Annotated in this window: 16 protein-coding genes; 3 read left to right on the forward strand and 13 right to left on the reverse strand. The window is 35.0% G+C overall.

Going from position 1 to position 14,672, the window contains the following annotated elements:
• Nucleotides 1-389: 389 nt before the first annotated feature.
• Both colA and AAG068_RS17325 read right to left on the reverse strand, forming a co-directional pair.
• Entirely contained in the window at nucleotides 390-3,305 is a 2,916-nt protein-coding gene (colA, locus tag AAG068_RS17320; RefSeq protein WP_342715158.1) for a collagenase ColA, read from the reverse strand.
• A gap of 204 nt (nucleotides 3,306-3,509) precedes the next feature.
• Nucleotides 3,510-4,187, reverse strand: coding sequence for an MgtC/SapB family protein (locus tag AAG068_RS17325; protein ID WP_342715159.1), 678 nt, complete (start codon nucleotides 4,185-4,187; stop codon nucleotides 3,510-3,512).
• A gap of 290 nt (nucleotides 4,188-4,477) precedes the next feature.
• Between AAG068_RS17325 and AAG068_RS17330 the strand changes: the two genes are divergently transcribed.
• Complete coding sequence (locus AAG068_RS17330; RefSeq protein WP_342715160.1) at nucleotides 4,478-4,996, forward strand: GNAT family N-acetyltransferase; 519 nt, start codon at nucleotides 4,478-4,480, stop codon at nucleotides 4,994-4,996.
• A gap of 51 nt (nucleotides 4,997-5,047) precedes the next feature.
• On the opposite strand, the gene AAG068_RS17335 is transcribed toward AAG068_RS17330, so the two are convergent.
• Nucleotides 5,048-5,956, reverse strand: a complete 909-nt coding sequence (locus tag AAG068_RS17335) for a VOC family protein (protein ID WP_342715161.1) — start codon at nucleotides 5,954-5,956, stop codon at nucleotides 5,048-5,050.
• Nucleotides 5,957-6,130: 174 nt separating this feature from the next.
• Complete coding sequence (locus AAG068_RS17340; RefSeq protein ID WP_342715162.1) at nucleotides 6,131-7,042, reverse strand: VanW family protein; 912 nt, start codon at nucleotides 7,040-7,042, stop codon at nucleotides 6,131-6,133.
• Nucleotides 7,043-7,404: 362 nt separating this feature from the next.
• Here AAG068_RS17340 and AAG068_RS17345 point away from each other — a divergent pair, with 362 nt between their 5' ends.
• Nucleotides 7,405-7,746, forward strand: coding sequence for a hypothetical protein (locus AAG068_RS17345; protein WP_342715163.1), 342 nt, complete (start codon nucleotides 7,405-7,407; stop codon nucleotides 7,744-7,746).
• A gap of 264 nt (nucleotides 7,747-8,010) precedes the next feature.
• A complete protein-coding gene (locus AAG068_RS17350) occupies nucleotides 8,011-9,102 on the forward strand; it encodes a DUF3900 domain-containing protein (protein WP_342715164.1) in 1,092 nt (363 codons plus the stop codon).
• Nucleotides 9,103-9,378: 276 nt separating this feature from the next.
• Here AAG068_RS17350 and AAG068_RS17355 read toward each other — a convergent pair whose 3' ends face one another.
• The 9 genes from AAG068_RS17355 to AAG068_RS17395 all read right to left on the reverse strand — a co-directional run bounded on the left by AAG068_RS17355 (nucleotide 9,379) and on the right by AAG068_RS17395 (nucleotide 14,612).
• On the reverse strand, nucleotides 9,379-9,726 hold the full coding sequence (locus tag AAG068_RS17355; RefSeq protein WP_342715165.1) for a hypothetical protein: 348 nt from the start codon (nucleotides 9,724-9,726) through the stop codon (nucleotides 9,379-9,381).
• A gap of 52 nt (nucleotides 9,727-9,778) precedes the next feature.
• On the reverse strand, nucleotides 9,779-9,949 hold the full coding sequence (locus tag AAG068_RS17360) for a hypothetical protein (protein WP_342719827.1): 171 nt from the start codon (nucleotides 9,947-9,949) through the stop codon (nucleotides 9,779-9,781).
• A 118-nt stretch (nucleotides 9,950-10,067) separates the two neighbouring features.
• On the reverse strand, nucleotides 10,068-10,913 hold the full coding sequence (locus AAG068_RS17365; protein WP_342715166.1) for an exonuclease: 846 nt from the start codon (nucleotides 10,911-10,913) through the stop codon (nucleotides 10,068-10,070).
• Between the two features lie 340 nt (nucleotides 10,914-11,253).
• Complete coding sequence (gene cspB, locus AAG068_RS17370; protein WP_001179150.1) at nucleotides 11,254-11,454, reverse strand: cold shock-like protein CspB; 201 nt, start codon at nucleotides 11,452-11,454, stop codon at nucleotides 11,254-11,256.
• A 216-nt stretch (nucleotides 11,455-11,670) separates the two neighbouring features.
• The gene (locus AAG068_RS17375) at nucleotides 11,671-12,570 is read right to left on the reverse strand and encodes a WD40/YVTN/BNR-like repeat-containing protein (protein ID WP_342715185.1); all 900 of its coding nucleotides are present in this window, start codon (nucleotides 12,568-12,570) and stop codon (nucleotides 11,671-11,673) included.
• Between the two features lie 16 nt (nucleotides 12,571-12,586).
• Nucleotides 12,587-13,030: a flavodoxin gene (locus AAG068_RS17380; protein WP_098669852.1), complete on the reverse strand. Its 444-nt coding sequence runs from the start codon at nucleotides 13,028-13,030 to the stop codon at nucleotides 12,587-12,589.
• A 140-nt stretch (nucleotides 13,031-13,170) separates the two neighbouring features.
• Nucleotides 13,171-13,791, reverse strand: a complete 621-nt coding sequence (locus AAG068_RS17385; RefSeq protein ID WP_000070938.1) for an acetate uptake transporter — start codon at nucleotides 13,789-13,791, stop codon at nucleotides 13,171-13,173.
• Between the two features lie 87 nt (nucleotides 13,792-13,878).
• A complete protein-coding gene (locus tag AAG068_RS17390; RefSeq protein ID WP_342715186.1) occupies nucleotides 13,879-14,274 on the reverse strand; it encodes an NUDIX hydrolase in 396 nt (131 codons plus the stop codon).
• Nucleotides 14,271-14,612 carry an ASCH domain-containing protein gene (locus AAG068_RS17395; protein ID WP_342715187.1) on the reverse strand — a complete coding sequence of 114 codons (342 nt, stop codon included), beginning with the start codon at nucleotides 14,610-14,612 and terminating at the stop codon, nucleotides 14,271-14,273. The genes AAG068_RS17390 and AAG068_RS17395 overlap by 4 nt, the downstream gene beginning before the upstream one ends.
• Between the last annotated feature and the right edge of the window lie 60 nt (nucleotides 14,613-14,672).

Genomic DNA, 14,672 nt, shown 5'->3' on the forward strand with positions numbered 1-14,672 from the left:
ATAAATTTCAAAAATGCCACTACTTGATTCATTAATTATCTTCATTTCTTAAATAAATTAAAAGTAACAAGGACCAGAGTATATCCGTTTTTACCGATAAACTCTAGTCCTTATTACTTTGCTCACTTCTCTATGAAATCATAATTCATCAACTATTGTATCTCATCTATTAATTAGGTCTACTTAACTTCAAGATAAACTCTCGTGATACTTGATTTCTTACTATCATTAGATACATTACTTACAGTTATTTTTTCATTTAAAGTATAATTTTTTTTGAGATTCATAACGATACTCCAGTATTTATCTTTATAACTGATATCATTACCTGCATTACTAAATATAAGCTAATATTGATTTCCAGTTATAAAAAAACAATTGCCTTTTTTCTACTTTACTTCTACCGTATAATTCCCTGTTCCCCCGCCATACTGATACACATGTAAATAATATTTTCCTGGATACGTGTAGTAACTTCCTACTAACTTATTCCCTTCTTGCTGGGCATACGTAACATAATTATTTAAATCCGCTTCAGAATAAAGAACCCAGTTTACTCCGATATTATTTTCCTTCGTTACATTAATTTGAAGGTTTTTCGCCGTTTCTATATTAATTTCAAAGAAATCACTCGTATCACCATTTCCTAAACTTGCGCGTAAAACTTGATTTAATTGCAGTTTATTTGCTGTTTGGAATGAATTATTTGGCTCTTTTTCTACACCGTTATCCTCTTTCTTTTGAACCGTTACATTCGTTGTAACAGTGTTCGTTAATCCTTTATCATCTGTTACTGTTAATTTCGCTGTATATGTTCCTTCTTTTGTATACACGTGAGTCGGATTTTGTTCATTACTTACAATACCGTCACCAAACTCCCATTTATAAGAAACAATTTTCCCATCTTCATCTTTTGATCCATCGCTTTTAAACGAAATTGCTTCATTTACATTTCCGCTATATGGTCCATTTATAACCGCAACTGGCGCTTTATTCACAGTACCATCTTCCGTATTAATTCCATGGAATACAACATCATATTCAAATTGTCCTGATACATTCACACGATAATTCACAAAGTACGCTGTTACTGTTTTATATCCTGTCCATTCTTTCCCACTTAAACGTTTTAACGTATCATTCACATTTTGTGTAATTGTTTTCCAGTCTTCATATTCCCCTTTTGCAGTAGTACCTGTATACGTTCCTTGCAACGTAAATGTATGAAAGAACTGTGATTTATTTTTCTTAACTGATACATTACTTAATTTTGCTTCTGCTGTAATTTCTGCAGCAATATCTGAAACTGGTTTTGGTGCGTGCGTTGCTAAATAATCATCCGATACTAATGGAACATTATATTTCTCACGGTTATCGACTAACATTTGCATATAATCTTGATACTCTTTATTTAAATTCGCATCTTTACTTAATGCAGAGCGGTATGCATCATATGCTGTTACATCATTTTTCCTAATAAGATCATGAATTTTGTCAAACATATCATATCTTTTAGTGTACATGTACGATTGTAAAGCGAAGGAGTAATTATAGAAATCCCACGTTCCATACTTTGCGTTTAACGTTCTCTCTGCCGTATAACGCTCTGCTGGTTTTGAAGATATTCCTCCTATAATGCTCTTTCTCGGTACAACATTATCGGTTCTCGTTGCACCTGCAAAAAACTCCGCGTTTCCTTCTTCAAACCAAGATAATCTCTCATTCTCATAAATCTTCCCTTGTCCCCAAAGTCCCGGTACTTCATATCTACCTTGCAAGTAATGTGTGAACTCATGTCGGAACAATTCTTCTAAACTATAAATACTTTCTTCTGGCGTACGTTCATAAGTAAAGAACGTACCTGTTCCTTCTATATAAAGACCGCCGTTATTCGTTTCATACCCGTACAATTGACGGTTAAATTGATATTCAGCTGGACTATTATAAATAACCATTGTTAATACATCGTCAGGATTTTCTTTTTCTAAAGGCTGATCACTTTTAACCGTACGATGGAATTGTGCCTTCACTTCTTTTGCCGCCCAATATAGACGTTTTACTTTTTCTTCTGTCACCTTATCTCCAGCTTTTAAAACAATTGCCCCATCATCAAACGTATACGTTTTCGGCAAATATTTTTTCTTTCCATCTTCTCGTATTTGATCTAAATTCACAACATTTCCATTTGCATCTTTCCCGCCATAATTCGTCGCAATTTGCTCAGCAGCTACAAAATATTGCTCTCCTAAATACGGATACATTTTCATTGCGTCCGTTACAACTTGCAATCCTTTCGTCCCTGTACTATGGAATGTACCAAGTCTACCTGTATAATAAATACCATTGTTAATTAACCATCCATTCTTCTCTGTCACCGTTCCAATTAAGGCAAAACGACTTAATTCATTAATATAGCTATCAATCTTTTGGTACCATACTGTATCTTTCGGTGTTTTTCTCGTATCGTACAAATACGATTGAATGTCGTAATCAACACCTTGCATAATATCGTAAATTGCATTTCCAGCTGATAGATTGTCTACCCACGTAGAGAAATTATCGTTATATTGTTTAAAGATCTTTGCAGCTGCTGTTATCGTTTCCACATCACTTGAAGCATTTCCTATTAATTTTCCGTATGATGATACAACTCTATTTTGTTCTAACGTACCGAGTTTGAAATTCGGGTTATTCGCAATCGTTTTTAATGCAGGTAAGCATTTATCATGATAGCTTCTATCATTTAGTTTACTTAATTCTGAATTATAAAATCCTAAATAAAATCCTGAGCGTAATACCTCTACTAAAGTCTCAATCCCTTTTGAATCATCTTTCGTATAAGCTTGTCCTTGCTGCTTCAATTTATCAATAATTGCCTGCATTCTACTATCATTTTGATAGAATGCAAGACTATCCTTATTAAACTGAAATAGCCCCGTAATTTGCTCCCAATCAATTGTTACAAGTAAATCTACTAACTGCTGATTGCTTAGTTGATTTAATTCAGCAATTGTATAAGTTTTCACTGTAGCTAATTGCTTACTTTCTTTTTTCACTTCAGGCGGTCTTTGAGACAAATCAGCAAATTGCAACCTTTTCTCAAAAGACTTATTTTCAAGCACTTTTGATGAATGAGCTAATTCTTGCACTGGTAGTTGTACACCAACTGGCTCCATTTTGAGAACGTTCCAATAAGAAACTTGCTCTCCCTTTGTACCTTCTGCCCATGCGCTCCCTTGAAAACTCCCTAATATGAAACTAGCAAAACTTACCCCTACTAACACTTTTTTTGAATAGCCTTTCATGCTCTCCCCTACCTTACATTTTTTAGTTTCCCGCACCATTATTTTACTATTCTTACTTTTTATTCTGTATTGAGAAAAAAATAAGGGAACGTTCACACACGTATCCATGCCTTGCAAAATTAACACTTGACTTTATGTGCATTTTATATCAAAAAAAGATAGATAATAGCGAGTTTCCTGCTACATCTATCCTCGTTTTTAATGCTATGATTTTAACTTTATAAACGTAACTTCTGGTAATGTTTGCATATGCTGAATAAACGCATTCTTTTCTTCTGACGATATATTTTTCAGCTGCATCCCTACCTTATAAACTATTTCTGTACCTTGCTGTAAAGCTTCCACTTCATATGAAAGTATTGGAATGCCTTTCACTTGTAGCGTTTCTACTATTTGTTGTACCGCTTCATGTTTATTTATATGTATTTGCACCGTTATGTTTTGAGGAAATAAAAATTGCACCTTAAAAATACGGCTTACAATCTCTAAACCAATTAAAACGAGAATCGTCGCTCCAATTCCTACTACATACATGCCAGCCCCAATTGCTAATCCAATTCCTGCTGTAGCCCATAAACCAGCCGCTGTCGTTAATCCTTTCACCGCCTGCTTTTGAATAATAATTGTACCTGCACCTAAAAACCCTACTCCACTAACAACTTGCGCTGCAATACGGCTCGGATCAAGAGCCATATGTTCTTCGTTCATAATATCTGAAAAAGCATATTTCGAAACGACCATTATTAATGCACTCCCTACCGCTACTAGGAAATGTGTTTTTAACCCCGCCTCTTTTGATCGAATTTCCCTTTCAATACCGATTATTGCTCCTAACAAACCCGCAACACCGATTCGTATAATTAAATCAATATTTATACTCACGAGCCCTTCCCCCTTTCATTCATTATAGATAGATAAAACAAAAATTATCACACACATCCATTTATCGATATGAAGGGATTTTACTAAAATACACTTAATACCTAGGCCGTTTTATGTTAATATTTTAAATATTAACATAAAATAAATTACCTCTAATTTTAAACTTTCACTAGTTTTCTTAAAAAACAATGGTGGATTATATGAAATGAGGTTGAGAAAATTTAGAAAACGCTTTCATTTTGTATCATAATTTTTTATACATACTACATAAATAAAGGAGCTTACAAACAATGAACGTCTCTTTACTTACACCTACTACAGATTTACAAGAAGAATACTTAGATTTTTATAAGGAATGGAAAGATAGCGGTGAAAGGATGATTCCATGGGTTATCTCAAAAGATCCTTCTAATTTTACTGCAATGATTCAAGAACTTCACGATGCCCATAACGGAATAAATCTTCCTGAATCTTGGGTACCTGACTCTACGTATTGGCTCGTTACAGATAATAATAGAATTGTAGGAGCTGTTAATATACGTCATAGTTTAACCGAGCATTTATTTAACGCTGGCGGTCATATCGGTTATGGCATTCGCCCTTCCGAAAGAAGAAAAGGTTATGCTACGAAGTTATTAGAATTATCGCTAGAAAAAACAAAGGAATTAAACATCGAGAAAGTACTTGTCGTTTGTGACGAAGTGAATACAGCTTCCGAAAAAACAATTTTACATAACGGTGGGTTTCGTGATGATGATTTCACTGAGGAAGATGGGAATGTAGTAAGAAGGTTTTGGATTGAGCTATGAAGAAGTCCTCCAAAAGAAGTCGGAAGGTAATTATACACCTTCCGACTTCTTTTATGCTGTTTCTATTTCAAACTGTACTGTAATACCACTAGGATCTACTACAGTAAATCCATTTAAAATCTCATTTATTTCATGTTGTTTTTCTATTAATCTTTCTTTCACTTTCTCTAACGCTTCTTTATGCGGTAATACAATTGTATATACTTTAAGTCCAGTTGCATGTGCTGGTGGATGCGGATTATGTATACCATTCCACGTATTTGCACCGATATGATGATGATATCCTCCTGCAGAAATGAATAAGCAGTCATCTTCGCGTTGTTGTACTTCAAATCCTACTGTCTCTACATAAAACTCGTGTGATTTCTCTACATCAGCTATTCGTAAATGTACGTGCCCAACGACAGTATTAGCAGGTAATCCATCAGCCTCATAATCAACGAGTGTTGCCAGTTCTTTTAAATCTAACGGCGTACTTCCTCCTGATCCTTCTCCCCATTGATCACGCGGACGGTCTGCATAAATTTCAATACCATTTCCCTCTAAATCTTGTAAATAAAACGCTTCGCTATATGTATGATCGCTTGCACTATTAAACCTTGAAATTGGTAAAATTTCATTTGAATATGTATAACGTCCTTCTTGCTCAGTCGGACTATCAATTACGTTCTTATTACGAATCACACCAAATAAAGCCGAAGCAAAGGCCTCACGAGTCGGAACTAAAAAGGCTACATGATATATACCAGTCGTACGTGGTTCTTGCAGTACCCCGTCCTCTAACTTTTCAAGAACAAGTAACGTGTTCTTTCCACCTTTTCCTGATAAATACGCTTTATTCGCATCTTGTTTAATTACTTCTAGACCTACTACATTTTCATAAAAAGCAATTTGACGCTCTAAATCTATCACTTTAAATTCAACATGACCAATACGTGTTTTCGGATGAATTTGTACCATGAATAATTCCATCTCCTTATCCCAATATTTTTCTATTTCATATAACCGTTACTATGAAGGATACAACTAAAATCACCCTATGTAAATATGAAAAGTCAGAATTTATACACATTTTTATTTTCGTAATAAAAAAGTCACCTCTTCTAGCTTTTAGAAAAGGTGACTTTATAATTCTTATCTCATTTTATGTACTTCAGCAACTAACTTTCCGCCCTGAATGCCCATATAAAGTTTCACAGGTGCATCATTCGTGTTTTCAAATACTAAGTCTAAGTATGGATATGCAATTGTAGCATCTCTTCCTTGTGGAACGTAACCTACTGTTTTAGAATGTGTCGTTCTCTCTACCATTTTCAAACCAGCTTGATCTGCTGCATTGTATAAAGTTGATGATGTTTGACAAACACCACCGCCATATCCATCTACTAACTTACCATCTACAATTTCTTTTCCTAATTGATATCCTTTATCTGGTGTTGTATCACCAATTAATGCATTGAAAGAGAAACTGTCCCCTTTTGCTAATACAACTCCATTTATGCTAGCTGCTGACAAACGAATATTCTCAATACGTCCACCTGTTGAGCCACCTAAATTCGTTTCATATCTACCAATTACCGTGCCACTTCCTTGCGCATCACTTAATGTAGCGGTAGGTTTTTTCTCAACAATAGGTAACTGATATGAAGAATCCCACATACCTACGTTTAATAATTTATTTACTAACTCTTTTTCCATTAATTCAAAAGAAGGCTTTCCTTCTTGCCAACTTCCGTCAGGTCCTAAACGTGAAGGGACCATCTTTTTGTCAACATTTTTCCCAACTTCCCTAGCAACCTTCTCAACTGATTTTTTAAATTCCGCTTCATCTTCAAAATAACCTAGACTCGATAAATCTAGCTTTTTCACTTCCGTACCTGTACGACCATCTACTAAACTAATAGAATCCTGTACTTCTGCTTTAGCCTCTACCGTGTGGCCACCAATATCACTTACTAACGCAACATCACTAACTTTTGTACCACAGCCACTCACTACAGCTACACATAACACCCCAACTAATATACCCTTTACTTTACGGAACAATATACTCTCCCCTTTTTCCCAATATTACTTATATGTATTATTTCATTTTTATGTATGTTTTGTTACAATCATTTTACAATATATTTATAAAATGTTACAAGTTATTTTTTACTCTATATAAATTACTCTTTTCTTTTCCAAATGTCTATACATATTTACATAAAAGTTTGAGTTTGATAGAATTGTAACTTTTATGTAACCCCACCCTATTATCCAGTATATACCATCTAACGAACGAAATACAAATGTAAAACTACATATTCTTATTTATAAAGAAACATCTTTTGAACATAAATAGGTATTTGCCGTGCCACACTCCGCTTTTACACATACATTATGGTGAATTAACCTATTTTAAAGAAATGGAGGATGTTTTTATGTACCCCTACAATCCATACGATCCATATAACCAAAATGGTTATCAGCCTCAATATGATTTACAAGCACAATACCAACAATATATAGATCCAGCAGAACAAGTTAATCCATATGATCAAACTCGACAATTCCAACTTCCAATCTCTTTTCCTGGTGCTGGAAACCGTCAATTAGAAAGACGAGTAAATGAGCTTGAGCAAAGAGTACGTCAATTAGAAAACACGGTTGAGCGTCATACACGTAGATTAAATCGCTTAAATCAACGTTTACGTACAGTAGAAAACAGACTAAACATTCCATTTGCAGCATTAGAAGACGGATTTTAATTTTGAAGATAAAGTGAAACTTTAATTAGTGGGGGTTTTGTCCACCCCCACGAATTATTAGTTGAACCAATTGGGCTTTTATGGGCAGTTATCTCCCACCTAACTTCCTCGCATTTGCGAAATTTGAGGTGGGAGTATTACTGCCCGTTAATGCGGGATAAAAAATATATAAGGAAGGGGCTCTCCCTTCCTTATATAAATTGACGAAAGTTTTTTCCATCTCTATACTGATAAGAGTGAATGAAATGAAACAAGGTGATAAATATGGATTTCGAAATAAATTATCTTTCCTTTTATGTTGTACAAGTAGAAGGAAAAGGTGAAGCTGTTGATAAACGCTACAAACATTTTCAAACATTAGACGCTGAAGAGTATGAAGATAGCTCCTTAAAAAAATTTTTGAATGGTGAATTATTAAAAATTTCAAAGCGAAAAGTAGAACGTCATGCGAAAACAGAACAAGCTCCGACAAAAATCGGTCGCTTCATTGTAGAAGAAGGGCACGAACTTGATTCAAACCCTCATTACAACCTATTTAATCGCATTCGCTTCGCGGAAACTAAGGAAAACTTCAAAGATATGAGTGAACCACTCGTTTATACATATCTTGACACAAGCGCTGTACGCGGTGGTGTATTTTTAATTGCGCAAGCAAAACTACGTAAATATTTTGATGATCCATTCGTTTTCGTTATGAAATGTGACTTTGAACCGAAAGTTGCTTCCATTTCAGATGAATCCACACTGATTCGTAACGTTGAAATGGCCATCACAACAAAAAACATGAAATCTATCCAATATCCGTACATGCCTGAAGAAGGTATGGTCGAAGTAGGCGAACTAAAAATTCACCAAGCATCACATGCCCGCTACTTTGAAGACTTCTTAAAATTCGTCGAGTACGAACGCTCTATGCCTGAAATTATGAAAACACAAGTAATGGACATGGTATATGACCAAATTGAAGATGTATTTGAAGAAGGTACGGAAGAACGCGAACAATTCGACCAAGCGATGGAAGTATGGGCTGCCAGTCCGAAACGTGAAATTATGGAACAATTTTCAACCGAAGAAGTAATGGAAGCTACCGCACAAATCGTCGAGCATGCTCCTGAAGTGGAATTAAAGCTAAAAGCAGACCATATCTCTGTAAAGGCCCTACTTGCTGATTTCGGGGATCAAATACATATCGCAAAGGTAAATGACCGATACGTATTAATGATTGAGGCTGACACACTTACGTTTGAAAAAGGCTTCTCTCCTATTGAGTTCCTGAAGCCAGATGAATTGCAAAACGTGATTGAGCGGATTGAGAATAAGCAGCAGTATTCTTATAATCCGAACGGGATTGAATAAATCCTTCCATATAACTATTTTTACTGAGCGCTGTTAACGAGCGCTCTTTTATTTTGGACAAAGTTGAAAGTTATATAAAAAACCGATTCTACTAAGAATCGGTTTTTCTGCTTTATAACAAAATATGCTTATTTTTGATTCAAGAGGACATTTGTTGCAGTATTAAGTATATCGCTTCCTTGTTGTACAAGCTCATTTCCATTAAAAGTATCTGCTTCAATATTTCTAGTTGACCGAGCCCTTTTAGTCACTATGTATGTTGTTCAAGTGAAAATGTCACTTCACTATCTCAAATTTATTGTACTCGTAAAAAGATAATTGAAAACGATATTCTGGATGCTCTCTCACCCAATCGTAAGCTTCTTCTAAAATATCCATTTTGTTTTGTAAGTCATTCAGTTTACTACATTCGTCCTTTTTCTGTTTGCACAAAGGACAGAATCCATTCACTATTTCGACACTCGTTGCTCTAATAGTTTTACTTTCTAAATCAACTACTAGACGAAGAATAAAAGAATGCTCCGCTTTTGTAGTCACCATCATTTCAGCAGTCCCATCCTCATTCCAAAAGACTCCGTTTAATTCCATCTGTACGTTGACATCTTTAATATCCAAGTCTATCACTATTACACCTCCCATATATAAGACTCTTAGCTTACTCTTCTATTTTAATCTTTCATACACCACGATTTAAAGATATATTAAGCCTTTTCCAATTCTTCTTCTTTGCTATGAAAGGAAGTGTAATAAACGCTAATAGTGCGGTAAATATTATCCCAAAAGCTAAAACGGTTAAAATGTTAAAGATTGCTTCCATTAAACTACACTCTTTTCCATGTATATTCATACTAAAAACAATAAAATACTCCATTACTAATACGGGACAAGCCGTGAATTTTCCAACTAAACTTCAGCAACTTAATCCTGAAGTTTAGTTGTACATATGAATAAAATAGACTATGTCATTAACTTTTTTCTACTACTTTCTCCATCTCAGCCAAATACCTAATCTGCCTTTCTGCTTTTCTAACCGCCGTACGAAAATGCTTTTTCAGAAGTTCTACTGTAGGTTCACTTATATAATATCTTTCCGTAATACTTTCCCACGTATCACTACTTTCAAATGTACTCCAAACGAAAGGACGCTCAGTATTTTTTTTCATTTCTTTAAATACCCATTTTCGCATCTTTTTTTTCGCTTTTTCTGTTAGTTTTCCGTTCTCTACTAGTTCAAGTTCACCATGTCTTTTGTATCGTTTATGAATATCTCTCTCGCTATATACTTTCAGAAATATGTTTGCTGTATTCTCAGCGTCTGCCAAAGCTCTGTGTTGCTTTCCTTCCCATGTTAAACCGAGCTGTTCTACTGCAAATTGTAAACTTGGTGTATGCTCAAATAATTCTTCATACGCTTGGAAAACAAATTTCTGCAAATCAAATTTGCTCTCTTTTTCCATAGATGGGCATTCTACACCGTGTAATGTACAATCATGAGATAGAAAGCGATAATCTTCTCTTCCCCATGAAACAAATATAGAATCTTCTCCGATAAACTGAATAAATTTCTCTATAATTTGTGGAAATTTCTCTATACCCATTAAATCTTTCTTTGTAATTCCTGTTAATTTTGTCGTATGGCGAGTAAGTCGTGCACCTGGTTTTACTAACTCCGAAAATTCTCCAATTACCTTCATTGTACTCGCTTCTATTTTTACAGCCCCGATATCAACTATCTCTGACGGATCGTCTGATTTATACGGCCTGAAATTTCTCTCTATATCAAACACAATAAAATGTGTAGCGTTTTCCAATTTATTTACCTCTTTCTACATTCCTTTTCACACACATACTTTATCCCGCTTTAATGGGCAGTAAGACCCCCACCTCAAAATTCAGCGAAAGCAAAGAATTTAGGTGGGGGTCGGGCTGCCCATTAAAGTCCGATTGGTGAGGGCTAATAATCAGTGGGGGATGAAGCCCCCCCACTGATTAAAGTTTCACTTTATTTTCAGTATTTATTTATTCATACACTTTATGCATATAATACTTCATCTAAAAACGAAAATTCAATCTCATTATGCTATGTACATAGGAGGTTATTCAATAAAAATACAAAAAAAAAAGAAGGGCAAGCCCTTCTTTTTTCCATAATTACTTCTTGTTAACGTTAGTAGCTTGAGGTCCACGGTTACCTTGTTCTACTTCGAAAGTAACTTCTTGACCTTCTTCTAAAGTTTTGAAGCCTTCGCCTTGGATAGCTGAGAAATGTACGAATACGTCTTCTCCGCCTTCAACTTCGATGAATCCGAAACCTTTTTCTGAGTTAAACCATTTTACTTTACCGTTTTGCATGTAAAAAATCCTCCTACAATGTACCTATATGTACATATTCATTTTCAACCACTTTACAAAAATAAGTCAGACATTAAAAAAACTGCAACTCTGAGGAGATTTAACATTGCTATCCTCCTCGGAAGTTACAGCTCATTTAAATCTCTATATTATTAAAAGTAAAATGGTTTAAATATAATATATCATATCAATATAATAAAAGCAAAGTTTTTTTTGCTATACAACTTTTTTCTTCCATTGCATTGCTTTTGATTCACCTGATCCAGCTACAACATAGCCTTCTTTTTCGTTCACGATGCGCCAGCCATGCCCTTTAACTGAGTCACATACTGTAACAATTCCTTCTTCTAGGAGTACACGACAGACATTACTAACCCCCGCCTTATTTTGCGTTGACGTTGTATATAGCACATGTTGATCTACACTTAAGTCTAAATAGCTACTTGCTTTTTGCTCGCTTTGACATGTGTGCCAATATGTTTTTTCACACTCAATACTTTCATCTATTTTACAAAAAGAAATATTCCCGCTAATTCCCTTGCACGATCCACTTGCTGCTACTAAATAAGAATTGTGTAAAGTCAACGCTGAAATCATCTGATTCATCACGATTTTAATCCTCTTTAATTTACGTGTCTCCAAATTAAAAAGCCAAACGCCACCATATTTAGCATGTATTTTCGTGCCGATAAATAGGTAATGTTTATATAAAAATAACGATCGAATAGATGGTGCCCCGCCACCATACTCAAGAAATGGATGAATGGTTTCCCATGTCGAACCAAAATCATTAGAATGATACAACGTTTTATCTCCATGAGCAATGACAGTTCCTTTTTCATTACTACACACATTCCAACTCGTTGCTTTTGTTGGAAAACGCTGAACTGTCCAGTTCTCTCCACCATTCATACTACGAATAAAAATTCCTTCGTCACCTACACCATACACTACATTACCTTCGCTATGTAAATCCCTAATTCGTTTTTGAAAACCATTTAAAATTTGTTTCCATTCTCCGTCTTGTTCAATAAATAAGCCATTATATGTAGTAGCTAACATCAGCTTTCCATCTCTTAACTTTGTAATAGCGGTCGCACTTAACATTGTCTCCACGTTGACACTCCCATTCTTAGAACTTCTCAGCAAATGCAATTGCAAAATTACTGCATTTTTCAACATCCTCTTCATCTTCTGGAGCTAATTCGATTTTCAATCCATCTTGTACAAGCTCTGCACCGCGTTCTACAAGTTTCTCTTCAAATATCGTTACCGCTTCACAAAACAGTTCATACGCCGTATCTCCTGATCCGAATACCGCTACTTTTTTCCCTGATAAATCTATATTTTCTAAGTCATCATGAAAATCTTCCGCTTCAAATGGTAGTTCACCATCGCCCCACGTATAAGACCCTAAAATGATTCCATCATAAGCTAATAATTCTTCAGCATCCATGCCTTCCATTTCTTGCAATACTACTTCATGATCAAAAGCATCTAAACTAACTTTAATTAAATCAGCAATACTCTCTGTATTTCCTGACATACTTGCATAAGCTATTAAAATTTTCGCCACTTCGGCATCCCCCTCTCACGATAAATGATTCTCATTCTCATTATATTAATAATGAGAATCAATTTCAATTATATTTTTTATTATTTCTTTTTATCCCAAAAAAAAGCACAGATGACTATACAATCATCTGTGCTTTTTTATTACTTTTTAAAAATACCGAACGGCTTTCCGACTGGTAAAACAACTTTTCCGAAGTGTGTATTTAACACTGCTGCTGCTGAACCATAGAAAGATAATAATGAAATAAGAAGTTCAGAATATGCTGCTAAATTATGCATTGCATGCGGCATAACACCTAAAGTACTTAATGAAAGACCAATAAATAAGAAATCAATAAGAACGAAAATCATAAATAATACTTTATGTGTTTCCATTGCACCAATTGTCATAAAGATTGTGAAAATCAAATATCCGATAAAGGCTACCCCAAGCTGTTTTGAATCTGCAGCTTGTGCTAATTTTTCGCCAAATACTCCAAGTTGAATTAACCAAGTCATTCCCACACCTAACCAAAATAGGCCATACGCACCGAATGCTGTTGTACCGAACGTATTGTTATGCTTTGCATCGTGAATGCACGCAAAGATTTGTGCAAATCCTCCTAAAAAGATTGCCCAAGGTAATACAAGAGAAACGCCATCCGTTAAGCCTAACTTTTGAGATGATGCTACAAGTGTTACCATCGCTAATCCAAATAGACCAATTCCAGATGGATCTGCTGTTGTCATTTTCACATGATGTGTAGTTGTTTGATTGCTCATATAAACCTCCTGATTATAAAACATACTCGAATACAATACTTAAATCAGAAGGCTATGTCAATGGTTTTTTTTGTATGTTGTCAGACCTTACTTTTTATAATGATTATATATGCTTCCGACCACTTCATACGGTTTTATATTCACTTTTTCCAACTCGTGTATCGGCAACCATAACGGAATATACATCCCTCTATCTTTTATTTCAAATTCTTCAGCTTTACCACTTCCGAAAACTCCACCTACAATATGGGCATTAAAATAATACTCCGTCCCCTTATACTCCACCTTTGCAATTAGATGCTCCACTTCTATATGTACCCCTAACTCTTCATAAGCCTCTCGCTTCGTTGCTTCTTCGGGTGTTTCTCCTTCTTCAATTCCTCCTCCTGGAAAAACATAATATGTTTCCCCTTCTCGGATACGTTTTATAAGTGCGATTTTCCCTTCCTGCACAATGATAGCCGCGCCGCGATTTCTTATCATTTTATTACCTCAATACGAATCGCAACTGTTCCCCACTTTTCTTCTTGTTCTTTTGTATATATTTTGTATGTACTTTCTAACATTTCCTCTAAACTATCATTTTCACAATCCAATAATTTTTTATCAATTTGTTCGTACATTTCTTTAAAGCTTTCGTATCGTTTTATTTCCGTTACTTTTACGGTCATCGTTTCCTCTGTCGTAAGGTTCGTAAATACAATTTCATCGCCTTTGTTTATTAGTTGACGTTTTTTATCATATAAGCGTACTTCATATACTTTTTTTCCTGATTGAATTGACTGAAACGGTTTATTATATAAACCCATTTCGTATCTCATACAGCCCACTCCTTTTTGTTCAATTCACCTATTAACACAGCTCACCTTGCTACATCTTGC

The organism is Bacillus paramycoides, assembly GCF_038971285.1.
GTDB lineage: Bacteria > Bacillota > Bacilli > Bacillales > Bacillaceae_G > Bacillus_A.